We start from the raw sequence: 18,783 nt of genomic DNA, 5'->3' as shown, positions 1-18,783 counted from the left end.
CATCATGAAGAAACTTATTTATATAATGTTGTCGTTGTGTTGCCTGGTTTTTTATAGCTGTGGCATGACGGAACCTTGGAAAGACTGGGAACATGAAGGTGACATGAGTGCAGACCGCTTGCGTCCTTCAGAAGTAAAAGAACTGCTGTGTGCGGCAGACGGATGGAAAATGATTTATCAAGGAATAACGTTCTACTTTCAGTTTGATGAAGAAGGAAATGTAGCATCGGATTCAGACGAAACGTTGTTGAAGAATGAGGTTGGAACAGATTATTCTCTGGATTTCCAAGGGGAAAAAGCGGTGTTGCTTACCTTGCTGAATGGAGGAATGCTACAATATTTGAACGAAAACTCGGAGACGACATTTGTCATTACGGGGTATTCTGATTCACAAATTACAGCTGTAGGACAGACGCATGGCAAAGAAATGATCTTGACTCCGGTCTCAACTGCAGCTTTGCAACAAGCTAAGGAGAGAAAACGATTGGCTATTATTGCTTACAATAAAGCACAGGCCATGGATTTGCTTAAAGGAGAGTTGAATAACGGTGTATTTCGTAGGTCATCCTCTTCTTTCCTTGCACACTATTTGATTATTTGCGACGAGAGCAATAATTGGAAAGTGAAGATTTCTGCAATAGATAACGGTGTGGTAAAACACACAGAGTATCCGATGATAATTGATACAACGAATGATGAAAATGCAGTGTTGACTTTGGGTAGCAATGTGACGGTAGATGGGATAAGTTTGAATAAACTCTATTATAACTATTTGAATGGTGAAATTGAAACTGACAATGCTAATGTTGTATGTGATACTCGGAAAGCCTCTGATATTGCAGCATGGTATGCAGATGGTTGGAAAACCCATATAGTAGATCAGGATGAGATTCATGCGGACTTTAAGGGAATCTTCCACTCTGGTGTGGAGTTTGATGATCGTAATCCGAGAAATTTGATTGCTTGTCCGTGGAGTGGTATGGGATCTTATATTGGCTTTGCGGTTACTATGACAGCAGATAATGCTACTGGTCGTATATTCATCAGCTTGGGCGAACCATATGATTTATTCGGATGGAATAATAATCCGGCTGATTATAACCGTGTACAGCAGGATTACAGTAAATTCCTCTCTTTCTGTGTTTCGGAAGACGGCTTCTATTGGAGTTATGATGACAACGACAATATGGTGTATGTGCTAAGTGCTACAGGTGAGCGTTGGTTTAGAATGAAGAAGTAACCAGTCTTTGAAAAAAGCAAGAAAGTAAACAGAACATAATCTCGATTACTTTCTTGCTTTTGTTTTTGTTTGTACTCTATTTGTATTTTTTTTATGGGCAATTATTTGATTATTAGTAATTTAATTTGTGCTCTGTTTGACTCCTAGTTCTCTACTCTGACATTCTCGTCCGGACGTGCTTTTTGTCACGTTAGAGTATAGTTATTAATTTTCTATTGCGTTAATTTGTAACGTGAATAATAACACTCGCTAATCTAATATTAATAGTTTAACTCTTAGTATCATGAATAAACAGAAACTACTGTCTATCACAATGACCCTGCTATTGGGAGTCTCTTCTGTTTTTGCACAAAAGCAGCCGGTGGATTACGTGAATCCCCTGATGGGAACCGACTCCAAAATTTCGCTCTCCAACGGAAATACTTATCCTGCCATCGCACTTCCCTGGGGGATGAACTTCTGGATGCCGCAGACCGGAAAAATGGGCGACGGCTGGGCTTACACGTATGCTTCTGACAAAATCAGAGGTTTCAAGCAGACCCATCAGCCCAGTCCCTGGATCAATGACTACGGACAGTTCTCCATCATGCCGATGACCAAACAGCTGAAGATAGATCAGGACAGCCGTGCTTCCTGGTTTTCGCACAAAGCAGAGAAAGCAACTCCCTATTATTATAGCGTTTATCTGTCAGAGTATAACATGACAACGGAGATTGCCCCGACAGAGCGTTGTGCATACTTCCGTTTCACGTTCCCCGAAGCATCCGATGCTTATGTGGTAATAGATGCCTTCGACCGGGGTTCGTATGTGAAAGTGATTCCTGAGGAAAATAAGATTATAGGTTATACGACACGCAACAGTGGCGGTGTTCCACAAAACTTCAAGAACTACTTTGTGATAGAGTTCGACAAGCCTTTTACATTTAATAAAGTATGGGCGGACTACCATCTGGTAGAGACGCATCTTGAACTGCAATCCAATCATGTAGGTGCTGCCATCGGTTTTTCGACAAAGAAAGGCGAGCAGGTGCATGCCAAAGTGGCTTCCTCATTCATCAGCCCCGAACAGGCGGAACTGAATCTGAAAGAAATCGGAAACAAGACATTCGAACAGACCAAGGAAGCCGGACGTAAAGTTTGGAATGACGTACTGGGACGTATCAAAGTCGAAGACGATGATGAGAACCGGATGCGTACCTTCTATTCTTGTCTGTATCGTTCGGTATTATTCCCCCGTATGTTCCATGAAGTGAATGCGAAGGGTGAAACCGTACATTACAGTCCTTATAACGGTGAAATCCGTCCGGGCTATATGTTTACCGATACCGGATTCTGGGATACATTCCGTTGCCTGTTCCCCTTCGTCAATCTGGTATATCCTTCGATGGGCGAGAAGATGCAGGAAGGACTGTTGAATACATACCTTGAAAGCGGATTCTTCCCCGAATGGGCAAGTCCGGGACATCGTGGTTGTATGGTCGGAAACAATTCGGCTTCTGTAGTGGCAGATGCTTTCATGAAGAACGTGACCAAGGCAGATGCAGAGAAAATGTATGAAGGTTTGCTCAAGGGAGCCAACAGTGTACACCCGAGAGTTTCTACAACAGGACGTCGTGGATACGAATATTATAATAAACTGGGCTATGTACCTTACGATGTGAAGATTAACGAGAATGCTGCCCGTACGCTGGAGTATGCATACGATGACTGGTGCATCTACCGTATGGGTGAAAAGTTAGGCCGTCCGGCGGAAGAACTGGAAGTTTATAAGAAAAGAAGCCAGAACTATCGCAACCTGTTCGATCCGGAGACTAAACTGATGCGCGGAAAGAATGCTGATGGAACTTTCCAGACTCCTTTCAACCCGTTCAAATGGGGAGATGCCTTTACCGAAGGAAACAGCTGGCACTATACGTGGTCTGTATTCCATGATGTACAGGGACTGGCCGATCTGATGGGTGGAAGAAAGATGTTTGTCAGCATGCTCGATTCAGTATTCAACCTTCCACCGATATTTGATGATAGCTATTATGGAGGCGTGATTCATGAAATCCGTGAAATGGAGATTGCTAACATGGGGAACTATGCGCACGGCAACCAGCCTATCCAGCACATGATTTACTTGTATAACTATGCAGGCGAACCCTGGAAAGCCCAGTACTGGCTGCGTGAAGTGATGAACCGCCTTTACTTTGCCACTCCCGACGGCTATTGCGGCGATGAAGACAACGGACAGACTTCTGCTTGGTACGTGTTTACCGCTTTGGGTTTCTATCCGGTATGTCCGGGCAGCAATGAGTACGTGATGGGTGCTCCTTATTTCAAGAAAGCGACGATCACACTGGAGAACGGCAAGAAACTGGAAATCTCCGCTCCCAAGAACAGTGATGACAATCGTTACATCCGTTCGCTGAACTATAACGGCAAGAACTATACAAAGAATTACCTGAATCACTTCGACTTGCTGAAAGGCGGACGTCTGGTATTTGATATGGATAATAAACCGAATAAAGGAAGAGGTATTAACGAATCCGATTTCCCCTATTCCTTCTCTCGTGATAAAAAATAAGCAGGTATGAATAAGATGAAAAAGAAAGTATTGATGATGACTATGGCGGCGGCAACCTTGTCTGCCGTAGCTCAGCAACCGGTAGATTACGTTAATCCGATTATCGGAACCAATGGTATGGGGCATACTTTTCCCGGTGCCTGTACACCTTTCGGATGGGTACAATTGAGTCCGGACACAGATACAATACCACATAATATAAACGGTGCATATCAGAAAAACGCTTATGAGTATTGTGCCGGTTACCAGTATCGGGACAAGACCATTGTCGGTTTCAGTCACACCCACCTCAGCGGTACGGGACATTCGGACTTGGGAGATATCCTGCTGATGCCTGCTGTCGGTGATCTGAAGCTGAACCCCGGACGGGCGGATCATCCGGAAGAAGGATACCGTTCGCGTTTCAGTCATGCCACCGAAAAAGCAACTCCCGGATATTATGAGGTAATGCTGGACGACTATGGCATTAAAGCTCAGATGACTGCCACGCAGCGGGTCGGTGTACATAAATATACGTTCCCGAAAGGAAAAGACGGTCATCTGATTCTGGACTTGGTGCATGGTATCTATAATTATGACGGCAAAGTATTGTGGGCAAACCTGCGGGTGGAAAATGATACATTACTGACAGGATATCGTATCACTAACGGATGGGCACGCACGAATTATACCTATTTTGCTATTTCCTTGTCACAACCGATCAAGGACTACGGTTATAAGGATAAGCAAAAGGTACTGTACAACGGATTCTGGCGTCGCTTCAACATGGAAAAGAATTTTCCCGAAATCACCGGACGTAAGATTGTTGCCTATTTCAACTTCGATACGGCTGAGGACCCGGAACTGGTTGTGAAAGTAGCGCTTTCGGCAGTCAGTACGGAGGGGGCTGTTAAAAATCTCCGTGCCGAAGTTTCCGGAAAAAGCTTTGAACAGCTGGCTGAAGCTGCCCGGACAGACTGGAACAATGAGCTAGATCATTTCGAAGTAGAAGGTACCCCCGACCAGAAGGCAATGTTCTATACTTCGCTTTATCATACCATGATTAATCCGTCCGTATATATGGATGTGGACGGTTCTTATCGTGGTTTGGATCACAATATCCATCAGGCCAAAGGATTTACTAACTATACGATTTTCTCGCTTTGGGATACATACCGTGCGGAACATCCGTTCCTCAATCTGGTGAAACCGGAACGCAATGCGGATATGGTAGAATCTATGATCAAGCATGAGCAGCAGAGTGTACACGGCATGTTGCCGGTCTGGAGTCTGATGGGAAATGAGAACTGGTGTATGAGCGGTTACCATGCCGTATCGGTGTTGGCCGATGCGATAACCAAAGGAGTCTTTTCGAATGCTGACGAGGCGTTGGCGGCGATGGTCAGTACTTCTACCGTACCTTATTACGAAGGAGTAGCCGATTATATGAAGCTGGGCTATATCCCCTTGGACAAGAGCGGTACGGCAGCTTCTTCCACGCTGGAATATGCCTATGACGACTGGACTATTTATCAGACGGCATTGAATGCGGGTAATAAAGAACTGGCCGAAACGTATCGGAAGCGTGCTCTGAACTACCGTAATATCTATGATACAAGTATCGGCTTTGCCCGTCCCCGCTATAGTGATGGTACATTCAAAAAAGAGTTCGATGTGTTGCAAACTTATGGTGAAGGCTTTATCGAAGGTAATTCATGGAACTTCTCCTTCCACGTACCGCATGATGTGTTTGGTATGATGGATCTGATGGGAGGAGAAAAGACATTCGTGCAGAAGCTGGACGAACTCTTCTCCATGCATCTGCCGGAGAAGTATTATGAACATAATGAGGATATTACGGAAGAATGCCTGGTGGGCGGATATGTGCATGGCAATGAGCCGAGCCATCATGTTCCTTATCTGTACGCATGGACTTCGCAACCGTGGAAGACGCAGTATTGGCTGCGTGAGATTCTGAACAAGATGTACAAGAATGACATCAATGGACTGGGAGGAAATGATGATTGCGGACAGATGTCGGCATGGTATCTATTCTCTGTCATGGGTTTTTATCCGGTTTGTCCGGGCACAGATCAGTACGTGCTGGGTGCACCTTATCTGCCCTATGTCAAATTGAAGCTTCCCAATGGGAAAACATTAGAGATCAAGGCACCCGGTGTCAGCGACAAGAAACGTTATGTGCAGTCGCTGAAACTGAATGGAGTATCTTATGATAAAATGTACATCACACACGCGGATATCCTGAAAGGAGGCGTACTGGAATTTAAAATGGCGTCATCGCCGAATAAACGTCGGGGATTATCAGCTGAGGACAAACCTTACTCATTAACGAACGGAATCAATTAACAGCATCAATAAATAATCAAGAAAAGAATATGAAAAAGAGACATTTGGTATATGCAATTGGCCTGATAGTGGGCATGGGAGCTTGTGCGGCAAGTGCAAAGAAGCAGGCAGAATCCAAACCGGACGTATGGAAAAGCTACAATGTAGGAACGATCTTGTTTGAAGATAAAGCTCCGGAAACGAAAGGTTCGGACATTTATCACCGGATTATTCCGGATGCGGAGTCTTATATCAAGGAGCAGGCCCGTACTGTATTGGCCACTCTTTACAATTCGCCGGAAGACAGCATCACTCCGGTGAGCAAGATACATTATACACTCGAAGACATCGAAGGTATTTCTGCCAAAGGTGGTGGTAATGGAGATGTTACGATCTTCTACAGTACTCGTCACATTGAAAAGTCATTTGCTGAAAACGATACAGCCAAGTTGTTCTTTGAAACACGTGGTGTACTGCTGCATGAACTGACTCACGCGTACCAGCTGGAACCACAGGGAATCGGCTCTTACGGAACCAACCGCGTATTCTGGGCATTTATTGAAGGAATGGCAGATGCCGTACGTGTGGCTAACGGTGGATTCGACGGACCGAATGCACGTCCGAAAGGAGGAAACTATATGGATGGCTATCGCACGGCAGGCTATTTCTTTGTTTGGCTGCGCGACAACAAAGACCCCGAATTTTTACGTAAATTCAACCGGAGCACACTGGAAGTGATTCCCTGGTCGTTTGACGGAGCCATCAAGCATATCTTAGGAAAAGAATATAGTATAGACGAATTATGGCATGAATATCAGGTTGCCGTAGGTGATATACAGGTATAATGTGAATAGATATGGTTAATAAAGTAGGAAGAAAAAGATTGTTTTTGGTTTGGTCGTGTCTGGTGAGTATCTTGCCGGGCATGGCTCAAACTGAAAAGCTGACGGACTATGTGAATCCGTTTGTCGGTACGGATGGTTACGGAAATGTCTATCCCGGTGCACAGATTCCTTTCGGAGGAATCCAGATGAGTCCCGATACGGACAGCCGTTTCTACGATGCAGCTTCCGGATACAAATACAACCATCTGACGCTGATGGGATTTAGTCTGACGCATTTGAGCGGAACGGGGATTCCGGACTTAGGCGATTTTCTGTTTATACCGGGAACGGGGGAAATGAAACTGGAACCTGGTACGCATGAAGACCCCGATAAAGGCTACCGTTCGCGTTACTCGCATGATAAAGAGTGGGCTTCCCCCAATTATTATGCTGTGGAACTGGCAGACTATGGAGTGAAGGCCGAAATGACTTCCGGTGTGCGCAGCGGTATGTTTCGCTTTACTTATCCTGAGTCGGACAGTGCATTCATCATGATTGACATGAATCATACGTTGTGGCAATCCTGCGAATGGTCCAATCTGCGTATGATAAACGATTCGACTATCACCGGCTACAAACTGGTGAAAGGGTGGGGACCGGAACGCCATGTATACCTGACAGCTACTTTCTCAAAGAAACTGACCGGACTGCGCTTTATGCAGGACAAGAAGCCGGTGATTTATAATACTTCCCGGTTCCGCAGCTCTTACGAAGCCTGGGGAAAGAATCTGATGGCTTGTCTCTCTTTTGATACGAAGGCAGGAGAAGAGGTGATTGTGAAAACTGCAGTTTCGGCAGTCAGCACAGATGGCGCCCGGAATAATATGAAGGAACTCGACGGATTGACTTTCAACGAGTTGAAGGCGAAAGGGGAAGCACTCTGGGAAAAGGAACTCGGAAAATATACGTTGACTGCTGACCGAAAGACAAAGGAAACGTTTTATACTTCCGCCTATCATGCAGCCCTGCATCCTTTTATCTTTCAGGATTCGGACGGACAATTCCGTGGCTTGGACAAGAACATAGAAAAGGCGGAAGGCTTCACGAACTATACGGTGTTTTCCCTTTGGGATACGTATCGGGCTCTGCACCCTTGGTTTAACCTGGTTCAGCAAGAGGTGAATGCGGACATTGCGAATTCTATGTTGGCTCATTATGACAAGAGTGTGGAGAAGATGCTTCCTGTCTGGTCTTTCTACGGCAATGAAACTTGGTGTATGATTGGCTATCATGCCGTTTCGGTGTTGGCAGACATGATTGTGAAAGAGGTGAAAGGCTTCGATTATGAGCGTGCCTACGAAGCGATGAAGACCACAGCGATGAATCCGAACTACGACTGTCTGCCGGAGTATCGTGCTATGGGATATGTACCTTTCGACAAGGAGGCCGAGTCCGTTTCTAAAACGCTGGAGTATGCTTATGATGATTATTGCATCGCACAGGCAGCCAGGAAATTAGGCAAAGAAGACGATTACCATTATTTCCTCAACCGTGCCTTGTCTTATCAGACATTGATTGATCCCGAAACGAAATATATGCGCGGACGCGACAGTAAAGGAGACTGGCGCACCCCGTTTACTCCGGTTGCCTATCAGGGTCCGGGATCGGTACATGGCTGGGGAGACATTACAGAAGGGTTCACCATGCAATATACCTGGTATGTGCCGCAAGACGTGCAAGGATATATCAATGAAGCCGGTAAGGAACTGTTCCGCAAGCGGCTGGATGAGCTTTTCACGGTAGAACTGCCGGATGATATTCCCGGCGCGCATGATATTCAGGGACGTATCGGTGCCTATTGGCATGGAAATGAGCCTTGCCATCATGTCGCTTACCTTTACAATTACCTGAAAGAACCTTGGAAATGCCAGAAATGGATACGCACCATCGTGGACCGTTTCTATGGAAACACACCGGATGCTTTGAGTGGCAATGACGATTGCGGACAAATGTCGGCATGGTATATGTTCAACTGTATCGGTTTCTATCCGATTGCTCCGTCCAGTAATATTTATAATATCGGTTCGCCTTGTGCAGAGGCTATCACCGTCCGGATGAGCAATGGAAAAAATATTGAGATGACAGCGGATCATTGGTCGCCGGAGAACCTGTATGTGAAAGAACTGTATGTCAATGGCAAGAAGTACGATAAGTCTTATCTGACGTATGATGATATTCGTGATGGAGTAAAACTCCGTTTTGTCATGAGCAGCAAGCCTAATTACAAACGGGCGGTGTCGGATGAGGCGGTAGCTCCTTCTATTTCTTCACCGGGAAAGACTGTGAAATATTCTCATGTAATTGGTCAATAAATGACTGGTGTGTGTAAAAGGGGTGATAGAATAATAACAAATCTTTTGCACACACCGTTATTTATCAAGGATTGCCAAAGAACGGGAGTTACTGCTTATTGCACTTCTTCCTCGCGAACCATTCTTTAAACTCTGTCACCCGTGCCTTGCTCACCAATATCTTTTCAGAAATACTGGGATAGCGTAAATTGATGGACAACCGGCTGTTGAACCATAGATCAATATCTTTGATAGCTTCCCTTGAAATCAGATATTGGCGGTTGGCACGAAAGAAAAGAGCCGGGTTGAGGCATTCAGCCAGTTCGTCTAAAGTTTGTGGAAAGTAGTGTTCCGTCCCATCGGTCAGGACAGCCTTTACCTGGCAATCTTTGATGTAGAATAATTGAATCATATCTACTGAGACCGGTAACAGTTTATCCCCTTTGAGCGGAATAAGAAAATGGGTTTTGTAGTTTTCTTGTTTTTTCAGTGAATGGATCAGTTGCAGCCATTCCATGTCTTGTGAAGACTGCTTTCCGACAGAGGAACTACCGGAGGCGTTCAGGCTATTCAGCTTTTCGAAGGAGTGCTCAATATCTTCCTTTCCGATAGGTTTTAAAAGATAGTCGATGCTGTTCACCTTAAAGGCACGTAAAGCATATTCGTCATAAGCAGTAGTGAAAATGATAGGGCATGTGATACTTATATGCTCAAAGATTTCGAAGGCAGACCCGTCTGCCAGATGAATGTCCATAAACACCAGATCGGGCATCGGATGGGAACCGAACCATTCGATTGTGGAACCGATGCTGTCGAGCACAGCATCAATCTCTGCCTCCGGTTTGACTTCGTAAAGTAACGAAGTCAGGTTGCGTACAGCAGCCTTTTCATCTTCTATAATGACTGTTTTCATTGCTTTTCATCAATAAGGGGGATACATACGGTAAATTCCTCATCCTCCGTGATTTGTATATCTTGTTTAAATAGAAGTCGATAGCGCTTAGCAAGATTGACCAAGCCGATGCCTGTGCCCGGAGTCGCAGTCCATTTCGGTTGGATGGCATTGCTGACGGAAAGCTTTTCTTCTTTCTTGTTTGTCGTAATATGGATTGTAAGCGGTTTGCGATTACTGATTTCGTTATGTTTGACAGCATTCTCTATCAGCATTTGTATCGACATTGGCGGCACCCGGTATTCTTCGAGAGCCTTGTCTGTCTGTATGTCGAATTGTAGATTGTTTTCATAACGCATTTTCAATAAGAATATGTAAGCGGATGCAAACTCCAGTTCTTCCCGGAGGGTGACACTCTGCGATTCGTTATCCTGCAGGGTATAGCGTAGTACGCGGGAAAGTTCCTGAATATAATCCTGTGCTTTATCTTGGTTCTCTCGTACCAGCGAACGCAATGTATTCAGAGAATTGAATAACATATGTGGGTTGAGCTGGTTTTTCAGCACCTCGTATTGATTGCGGATATTCTCGGCTTGCAGTTGCTCATTTTCGACAAGCACGGATTGCTGGCGGCGGACGAGATAGATGATATAGCAGCTACTGGTGACGAGGCAAGCTATGATGAAGTCGCGCAAAGGATGCAGGTAGTGATGTACCATTGCATCGATAGCCGGTATGTCGAAAGACTTGTGAAGGAATACGAAAACTTGTCCCAGCAGGTTGCTGAGAATCCAGGTCAGGACAAAGGAAAGGACTATTTTAGTTCCCGTAATTTTGATGGTAGCCTGGTTGAAGTGGAACAGACGTGTGTTGACGGCGAAAAGGATCAGCAGCGAAAGGAAGGTGAAAAAGATTTCATTGGCTACGTCCATAAACTGCATTCCGGGAAAAAGCGTATGGCTCTCAAAACGGTCGAAGAGCGATACTGACTCCGGGAAATGGATGAGCACAGCCACCATTAAAGAAATGATGACTGTGAAAAGGAAGTACTTATCTTTTTTTATTGCTTTCAGTATCATGCTGCAAAGATAATTAATTTAATGCTTCTGGATGTGTGCGGTGACATACATTCCCGGTCGGAATTGCGGATTCGTCTCTTTGATGGAAGCATAGACTTCGAGTGAACGATTGGTTTCGTCCACTTTTTGTCCGATGGAGACTACTGTGCCATGGAATGTCTGTTTGCCCATTCCGTTGACTCGGAACTGTACCGGACTGCCTGTCTGCATATCTGCAAGATCTTTTTCATACGTAGTCAGGCAGAGTATCGGGGTACTTTTATCGATGATTTCGCAGAGCGCTTCTCCGGGATTGATATATTTCCCGACATTCATGGCCACGTTGGCAGCATAGCCGCTGATAGGAGTCCTTACTTCCAGCAGAGGCTGTATTCCGTCTTTAAGCAATGTCTCCGGGCTGATGCCTAAGAGTGAAAGCTGGGCGGCAGCAGCGTCCTGACGGCTTTTCATGGAGAGATAATCCGCTTTGCTTTGCTGGTATTTCTTTTGTGAGGCTGCTTGTTCGGCAGAAAGGTTCTTCTGACGTTCGAATTCGGCCTGAAGGTATTCGGTTTGTGCGTGGCTGTCCAGATACGTTTGCTGCAAGGTGATAAATTCCGGATTCTCTAATGTGGCGATAACTGCGTTTTTGGATACATATTGTCCCGGAAGTAGTGAGGTATTCTTCACTACTCCTCCCATAGTCAGAGCGATGGTTGCCTGACGTTGAGGCGGGAGGACAATCCGCCCGTTGAATGAAACTTGGTTGGGCTTTGAAGTTGCGGAAGTAATGGCGTCTACTTCCGGTTGTGCGGTCGTGTCGGCTGCAACTTCGGAGACGGGGACTGTGACGCTTTCAGTATCCGTCGTTTGCTGATTTCCTTTGCATGCTGTCAGAGCGAGCAGAAGGACAGGATAAAATATCTTTTTCATATGCTGTTTTTTTATAATTGGGATATACATTCGTTTATTTGAAGAGTTCATATTCCAGTGCGGCAATGTTGTATTGATAGACTGTTTCGATGTAACCGCGGCGGATATCCCTTGCGGTTGCAATCGACTGAATATATTCGGCAATACCCGTCTCGCTTTGCTGCAACTGCAAGTTGGCGGCTTTGGTCAGTTCGTCCGCTTCTTTCAGTGCAGAAGAGGTGTAATAGCGTAAACTCTCATTATATCTGCGGAGAGAAGCTTCCAGTTCGAGCACCTTGTTTCGTAGTTCCCGAATGTTGGAGTCGGCTTGGATCTGTGCTGAAGTAGCGGCCAGGCGCGCTTGCTTCACTTTGCTCCTTTGCGGCAAGAAGTAGATCGGGAAGGATACTCCTACCATCCAGGCATTCAGGTTCTTTAACGGGAGAATGTCTTGGCGGGTATATCCTATACTGAGTTCCGGAAAGAAGTGACTTTGTTCTACATGGAGCGTTGCTTTGGCTTCATCTGCCTGACTCTGAAAATAGCGGGTATGTGCTTCGGACAAGCTTCCGTCTGTTGTTCCGGTGTAGAAGAGAGACAAAGTCGAATCCTCGGGCATGACTGGGAGGTCCGAATAGCAACTCCACTGAAAGCGTGCCAAGGCCATTTTTTCTTCTTCCTGTGCCTGAAACCAGCGATTGTGAAGGTCGGCGGCCATGGTTGTCATCATATTTTTTTCGAGTAGGGTGATCTCTCCCTGCTGGTAACGCAATTCCCCGATGCGCTGTAATTCTTTAGCCATTTTGTCTTGGTCGCGATACATGGAGCAGAGGTTGGCGGCGTATTGATAGTAGGCCCATGCCCGTTTTACTTCCGCCGTCACTTCTTTTTCTACCATTTGGCGGTAGTAGGTATTTGTTTTTATCTGCCGGTTGACTAACGCATTTTTGTAGAAAGGTGTAAGGAGTGAACCCAGGCTCTGCTCGAAAGAGAGTTCTTTGTCTTTTTTGTTTTCTCCGTTGAGTTGTCCCCACGAATAGTTGAAAGAGGTGGGAGCAGCTTCTACAATCTCTCCGCGTGTCGCTTTGGCCTGTCGGATGGCGTTAGCGGCTATTTGCAGGCGGGGATGGTTTTGTTTGGCTATTCCGATAGCCTGTTCCAGACTGATGGCTTTTGCCGGTTGTGAGGAGGCATCAAAGGGAATCAGCAGGCACATAGGCAGCAGGATGAAAAACGGCAGATGAAACTTGCTTCCCGGACGTCTCAGTGTAGCAAATGAATGGACAATCCTGTAGAATACCGGAATGATGAGCAAAGTCAGTATGGTAGAAATGATTAGTCCGCCGATGACGACTGTTGCTAACGGTCGTTGTACTTCGGCACCGGCTGATGTTGCGATAGCCATTGGGACAAAGCCCAACGATGCCACTAGTCCGGTGAGGAATACCGGACGAAGCAGATGCGGGGTTCCCCGGGTTATGATTCGGTTCGTAGTCATAGAATAGGTGTTTTGCTTACGAAGTTCATTAAAATGATTTACCATGAGAATACCATTCAGCACTGCGACGCCAAACAAGGCAATGAAGCCTACGCCTGCCGATATGCTGAAGGGGAGTCCTCGTAGCCATAGTGCGATGATGCCACCGATAAGTGATAGCGGAACAGTGGAGAACACCATCAGCGTATAGGTGATGTTCTTGAAGGCGAAGAACAATATCAGCAGAATGAGCATCAATGCTACCGGAATGACAATCATCAAGGTATTGATTGCATTCTGCAGGTTTTCGAACTGACCGCCGTATTCGAAGTAGTATCCCGGTTTTAGCTTGATGTTCTTATCCAGTGTCTTTTGAATATTGGCAACGACTTGCTGAATATCCGCATCACGTACATTGACACCGATGACAATGCGTCGTTTGGTCGCATCCCTGTTGATCTGGAGCGGGCCGCTGACGAGATCGATGCTGGCTACTTCGCCAACGGGGATTTGGATTCCTTCCGAAGTGCGTACAAACAGTTTGTCGAGATTCAAATCTGCCACTTTCTCTTGGTCGAGGCGGACTACCAGGTCAAATCTCCGTTCGTTTTCAAAGACAACACCGCTCGACTCTCCGGCATACGCTGTCCGGATGATCGTGTTGAGTTCTTCGATATTGATTCCGTAACGTGCTATCTTGCTGCGATTGTATTTGACAACCAGTTGCGGAAGTCCCATCGTTTGTTCTACAATTACGTCTGCTGCTCCCGGAACTTTTTCTACATAGGCGGCAGCTTCTTTTGCCCTTTCATAGAGTTCGTGGGTGTCTTCACCGTACAGCTTGACGGCAATATCTGCTTTCGCTCCTGTCATCAGCTCGTTGAAGCGGAGTTGTATAGGTTGTGAGAAGTTAAATTCGGCGCGTTCGGCAAGCGGTTCCAGTGCTTCCTTCATCTTTTCTACCATTTCTGCACGGCTTTCTGCGCTCGTCCATTCCTTAAAAGGCTTCATGATAATCATCACATCGGCATCTTCTACCGCCATCGGGTCGGTAGGAACTTCGGCTGTCCCGATTTTGGCAACGACGTGTTTTATTTCGGGAAACTCGTCCATGAGTGTCTTTTCTGCCAACCGGGAAACTTCTATGCTTTCAGTCAGCGAACTGCCGGCAGGCAATGTCATCTGCATGGCAAAATCTCCTTCATCCAATGTCGGGATGAACTCCGCACCCAGCCGGGTGAAAAGAAACAGGGAGCCTATCAGTGCGGTAAAGGCTACGATGACGGTACGCCATTTGTAATGCAGGCAGAAGCGCAGGCCGTGTTGGTATACTTTGTTCAGCTTTTCGAAGAAGCGGTCGGCCAGTGTCGGTTTCACTACAATATGGTGTTTCAGGAAGAGCGATGCCATCATAGGCACATAGGTCAGCGACAGGATTAATGCTCCGATGATACAAAAGACCAGAGTTTTGGCCATCGGAGTGAAGTATTTTCCTTCGATTCCGTTCAACGTGAGAATAGGGAAGAAGACGATCAGGATAATCAGTACGGCAAAAGTAGCTGAGCGGACTACTCCGGAAGCTCCTTTTTCCACTTCCCGGTCCATTTCCTCGCGGCTCAGCGTCCGTCCACGGAATTGTTTTCCGTAAATGTGGGCGAGGATGCCTTCCAGTATGACAATAGAGCCGTCTACCACAATACCGAAGTCGATGGCGCCGAGGCTCATCAGATTGGCAGTGACATTGAAGATGCGCATCATGATAAAGGCGAACAGCATGGCGAGTGGGATGACGGATGCGACGATCAGTCCGGCACGTATATTTCCGAGGAAGAGGATAAGAACCAGAAAGACGATGATTGCTCCTTCAATCAGATTGTTGACAACGGTTGAAATATTCCGGTTCACCAGTTCCGAACGGTTCAGATAGGGCTCGATGCTGACTCCTTCGGGCAACAGATGCTGTATTTTCTCTACCCGCTTTTCAAGCTCTTGTGTCACTACATTGGCGTTAGCGCCTTTCAGCATCATGGCGATTCCTCCTACACATTCGCCTTCACCGTCCATTGTCATAGCTCCGAAGCGTTTGGGAGCGCCAAACCGGACGACTCCTACGTCACTGATATGTACAGGAATCCCGTTTCTGTTGGCTACCACAATTTGTTCGATGTCTTTGATATCGGTAATCATACCTTCCGAACGGATATAATAGGCGTTCTTCATTTTTTCAATGTAACTTCCGCCTGTATTCTGGTTGTTGCTGCTGAGGGCTTCGAATACTTCACCAATGGTGATATTCAATGAAAAGAGAGCATCCGGATCGACAGCTACTTCATATTGTTTCAGATAGCCGCCGAAACTGTTGATTTCTACAATGCCCGGAATGCCGGACAGCTGGCGCTTTACCATCCAGTCTTGAATGGTGCGGAGCTCCATTGCGTCATACTTCTTTTCGTAACCGGGAGCTACCTTCAATATATACTGGTAAATCTCTCCCAGTCCGGTGGTGATGGGCATCATTTCCGGTGTTCCCAGTTCGGGCGGGATTTCTCCGGATACGGTTTGTATCTGTTCGTTGATGAGTTGCCGGGCATCGAGCGTAGGAACACTCTCTTTGAAAACAACCGTTACTACGGATAAACCGAAGCGGCTGACAGAACGGATATTCTCAACATTCATTATATTGCTCATCGCTATCTCGATAGGCATGGTGATGAGCTGCTCTACCTCTTGTGGCGCAAGGGTGGGAGATACGGTTACAATCTGCACCTGATTGTTGGTTATATCGGGCACGGCGTCGATGGGCAATGTCAGCATTGCGTAGATACCTCCGATAAACAAGAAGAGGGTAGTGAGTCCTACAAACAGTTTCTTCTTGATTGAAAAACGTACAATAGCTGTAAACATGATTATCTGGGTGTTATTATTTCATGCTACAAAACTAAGGACTATCTTCATTCGTGGTTATCGGGAATGAATGAAGCGGAAAGATTGCGAGGTGAAGTGACTAAATTGCGGTTTGAATGGTTTGGGATTCTTGATTCATTTTAAAATCTGTATCCGAGACTCACAAAGAACGAATGCATAAAGCGGAACGCAGGCATGGTCAGTTTCTTCCCTTCCACTACCATGTTGCGTCCACCGCTATACATGTCGAAGTCGGAAAAAGTGTATCCTGCCGAAAGCGTGTATTGTTCGCCCAAGTCGAGGGTAAACATGCCTTTGATGTGATAGAATATCGCTCTTCCTCCCCGGTTCTTGACCTGGTCGAATCTTTGCGAACTCCATATGCCGGAGACGTTGGGATAGTAGCTGATGTTCAACCGCTGGTTGACGGATAGCGGGATAGTCAGCCCCGGAGAGAGGATGAAGGAAAGTCCCATATCCTTATCTTTTCCCAGTTTGAGGGCGGGGGTAGCCAACTGGATGGCGGGACGCAATGCAAAGTGATGGCAGAGCGGGCTGTCGTCATCTGAACTCCATCTCCATCTCTGGTCTTTGGATACGCCCGAATAGCTTTCGTCTTCTATGGTGTTGCAGAAAAGGAACCCCATAGTGATGCCTGCATAGGGGATAGGCAGATAAGTGATGGTCGGCTCCACTTCCCACGCCGAGTAATTGTTCAGTGCACCGGCAAGTTCCACTTTCCATACAGGTCTTTTTTCCGCTTCCTGTGCTTGTCCGCCGACTGTAAGCAACAAGCAAATAAATAAGAGTGTTGTTGTTTTCATCGTTTATAAAATATGAGTTGCTTATTCGCAGATAAAGACACGGGACATTTAGAATCTCCCTACTGATAAAATGTTAATAAGATGAAAAGGGAGAGGAAGTACATCCGGTATCAGGAAGAAGTAGTTCCGCCATCAGTTTCAACCGTTGAAACAGAGTGTTTCATGCCTTGAAACAAAGTGTTCCAAGTAATGAAACAAAGTGTTTCTCGGCGTGAAACAAAGTGTTTCAAGCATTTGAAACTGTTTGAAACAATATATGTCAATAAATAATAAAAGAGGATGCCATGGGGTAATATGGCATCCTCTTGGGAGACAGACCGGAAGAACTACTTTCACAAGCGGTTCTTCAGTCTGCTACCTCCATATTTAATCTGGTTAGGATTACTCTTTGAAATAATGAAATACGTAAACTATATTCGCAGAATGACAAACGTTGCTATTTCCGATGTTAATTCAATGCTCTTGTCTTCGTGCAGAATGATAAAGTTGGCATTGTGCAGAGAGTTGATATACTCCAAAGTTATTCAGCTTCGGAGAGGTGATTCAACAATGCCGCGCTTTGCCGATAGTTGTTTGATCGTTAGCCAATTAGTCATAGTGATGGTGTGATTTTAAGATAAGTAGTAATAGTATGATTGTATGACAACGCGAAGTTAATCAGTGAAATCTTCGCTTTGTTGTTTGCCTGTTCTCTTTATGCGGAGAAGGTTCCACCATGAGTAGCAGGTCCAGTAGAAAAGTTCCGGCAAGTTCAGTTGCTCTTCGATGGGAATCAGTATATGTCCACGTTCGTGAATCCCCAGTATATGTAGATTTCCGCTATAACATAATATGTAAAGATATTCTTCTTCCCGGATGACGCAGTGAATGCACTTTATAGAAAGGGGAAAAGAGTGGTAAGGATCGTCAGAAGAAAATTCTACGGAGTGGGGATTGAGCTTTCCTCGCATACCTGTAAATACGGATGCTAATTCGGTAAACTTTTCGCAATCATTCTGCTTGTGCATTTTGTGGATGACGCGGCGCAATGTTTCTTTGTCTGGTCTGTTCATGTCTCTTTAAATATTTATGATCGCTCGCATCTTGATGTATACTATGCCACGTATATAAAAGAAGTCGGGCGCTGAGTTCATATTTATCCGCTAAGAGGTAGTACCAGTACCCACAGTGTTTAATAAATACGTTCACACGCCCGACCCTACGTCGTACGCATTGAACACATTTATTGAAACACTGTTTATTTGCATTAATTAAACTTGGTACTTTTCTTAGCGCAAAAACGTTTCAATATGCCGCATTTCTCTTCGGCTTTCAAAGAACAAAGGTAAGTGAATTGTTGAGGATTGCAAAGAAAAAGGAATGAATTTTCTTGCTAAGTGTAATAAGTCTGGTAGGATATCTTTGTAT

At 45.7% G+C, this 18,783-nt stretch carries 11 protein-coding genes; 5 read left to right on the top strand and 6 right to left on the bottom strand.

The genetic code is table 11. The features are described 5' to 3' along the window. Nucleotides 1–4 precede the first annotated feature (4 nt). The 5 genes from BLW31_RS01110 (at nucleotide 5) to BLW31_RS01090 (ending at nucleotide 9,330) form a co-directional block, all read left to right on the top strand. On the top strand, nucleotides 5–1,240 hold the full coding sequence (locus BLW31_RS01110; RefSeq protein ID WP_010536579.1) for a DUF4302 domain-containing protein: 1,236 nt from the start codon (nucleotides 5–7) through the stop codon (nucleotides 1,238–1,240). Between the two features lie 283 nt (nucleotides 1,241–1,523). After that, a complete protein-coding gene (locus BLW31_RS01105; protein ID WP_029425282.1) occupies nucleotides 1,524–3,809 on the top strand; it encodes a GH92 family glycosyl hydrolase in 2,286 nt (761 codons plus the stop codon). A gap of 6 nt (nucleotides 3,810–3,815) precedes the next feature. Continuing rightward, complete coding sequence (locus BLW31_RS01100; protein ID WP_010536581.1) at nucleotides 3,816–6,155, top strand: GH92 family glycosyl hydrolase; 2,340 nt, start codon at nucleotides 3,816–3,818, stop codon at nucleotides 6,153–6,155. Nucleotides 6,156–6,184: 29 nt separating this feature from the next. Continuing rightward, complete coding sequence (locus BLW31_RS01095; RefSeq protein WP_010536582.1) at nucleotides 6,185–6,979, top strand: basic secretory family protein; 795 nt, start codon at nucleotides 6,185–6,187, stop codon at nucleotides 6,977–6,979. Between the two features lie 11 nt (nucleotides 6,980–6,990). Beyond that, nucleotides 6,991–9,330, top strand: coding sequence for a GH92 family glycosyl hydrolase (locus BLW31_RS01090; RefSeq protein WP_010536583.1), 2,340 nt, complete (start codon nucleotides 6,991–6,993; stop codon nucleotides 9,328–9,330). An 88-nt stretch (nucleotides 9,331–9,418) separates the two neighbouring features. On the opposite strand, the gene BLW31_RS01085 is transcribed toward BLW31_RS01090, so the two are convergent. The 6 genes from BLW31_RS01085 to BLW31_RS24645 form a co-directional block, all read right to left on the bottom strand. Next, on the bottom strand, nucleotides 9,419–10,222 hold the full coding sequence (locus BLW31_RS01085) for a LytR/AlgR family response regulator transcription factor (RefSeq protein ID WP_010536584.1): 804 nt from the start codon (nucleotides 10,220–10,222) through the stop codon (nucleotides 9,419–9,421). Continuing rightward, the gene (locus BLW31_RS01080; RefSeq protein WP_029425284.1) at nucleotides 10,219–11,280 is read right to left on the bottom strand and encodes a sensor histidine kinase; all 1,062 of its coding nucleotides are present in this window, start codon (nucleotides 11,278–11,280) and stop codon (nucleotides 10,219–10,221) included. The genes BLW31_RS01085 and BLW31_RS01080 overlap by 4 nt, the downstream gene beginning before the upstream one ends. Nucleotides 11,281–11,298: 18 nt before the next feature. Beyond that, the gene (locus BLW31_RS01075) at nucleotides 11,299–12,192 is read right to left on the bottom strand and encodes an efflux RND transporter periplasmic adaptor subunit (protein WP_010536587.1); all 894 of its coding nucleotides are present in this window, start codon (nucleotides 12,190–12,192) and stop codon (nucleotides 11,299–11,301) included. Between the two features lie 34 nt (nucleotides 12,193–12,226). Beyond that, nucleotides 12,227–16,552, bottom strand: coding sequence for a CusA/CzcA family heavy metal efflux RND transporter (locus BLW31_RS01070; protein WP_010536588.1), 4,326 nt, complete (start codon nucleotides 16,550–16,552; stop codon nucleotides 12,227–12,229). 140 nt (nucleotides 16,553–16,692) lie between these two features. After that, nucleotides 16,693–17,376, bottom strand: a complete 684-nt coding sequence (locus BLW31_RS01065) for a hypothetical protein (RefSeq protein ID WP_032836733.1) — start codon at nucleotides 17,374–17,376, stop codon at nucleotides 16,693–16,695. A gap of 653 nt (nucleotides 17,377–18,029) precedes the next feature. After that, on the bottom strand, nucleotides 18,030–18,428 hold the full coding sequence (locus BLW31_RS24645; RefSeq protein WP_010536590.1) for a hypothetical protein: 399 nt from the start codon (nucleotides 18,426–18,428) through the stop codon (nucleotides 18,030–18,032). Nucleotides 18,429–18,783 lie beyond the last annotated feature (355 nt).

Origin of the sequence: Bacteroides faecis MAJ27, from assembly GCF_900106755.1 — a bacterium.
GTDB lineage: Bacteria > Bacteroidota > Bacteroidia > Bacteroidales > Bacteroidaceae > Bacteroides > Bacteroides faecis.
Note: the sequence above shows the minus strand (reverse complement) of the source record. Positions and strands in the feature narration are given on the sequence as shown.

Excerpts from the sequence above, each read along its gene's own strand:
- BLW31_RS01110 (WP_010536579.1), top strand. The coding sequence starts at position 5 with ATGAAGAAACTTATTTATATAATGTTGTCGTTGTGTTGCCTGGTTTTT.
- BLW31_RS01090 (WP_010536583.1), top strand. The coding sequence starts at position 6,991 with ATGGTTAATAAAGTAGGAAGAAAAAGATTGTTTTTGGTTTGGTCGTGT.
- BLW31_RS01085 (WP_010536584.1), bottom strand. The coding sequence starts at position 10,222 with ATGAAAACAGTCATTATAGAAGATGAAAAGGCTGCTGTACGCAACCTG.
- BLW31_RS01100 (WP_010536581.1), top strand. The coding sequence starts at position 3,816 with ATGAATAAGATGAAAAAGAAAGTATTGATGATGACTATGGCGGCGGCA.
- BLW31_RS01075 (WP_010536587.1), bottom strand. The coding sequence starts at position 12,192 with ATGAAAAAGATATTTTATCCTGTCCTTCTGCTCGCTCTGACAGCATGC.
- BLW31_RS01095 (WP_010536582.1), top strand. The coding sequence starts at position 6,185 with ATGAAAAAGAGACATTTGGTATATGCAATTGGCCTGATAGTGGGCATG.
- BLW31_RS24645 (WP_010536590.1), bottom strand. The coding sequence starts at position 18,428 with ATGAACAGACCAGACAAAGAAACATTGCGCCGCGTCATCCACAAAATG.
- BLW31_RS01065 (WP_032836733.1), bottom strand. The coding sequence starts at position 17,376 with ATGAAAACAACAACACTCTTATTTATTTGCTTGTTGCTTACAGTCGGC.
- BLW31_RS01070 (WP_010536588.1), bottom strand. The coding sequence starts at position 16,552 with ATGTTTACAGCTATTGTACGTTTTTCAATCAAGAAGAAACTGTTTGTA.
- BLW31_RS01080 (WP_029425284.1), bottom strand. The coding sequence starts at position 11,280 with ATGATACTGAAAGCAATAAAAAAAGATAAGTACTTCCTTTTCACAGTC.
- BLW31_RS01105 (WP_029425282.1), top strand. The coding sequence starts at position 1,524 with ATGAATAAACAGAAACTACTGTCTATCACAATGACCCTGCTATTGGGA.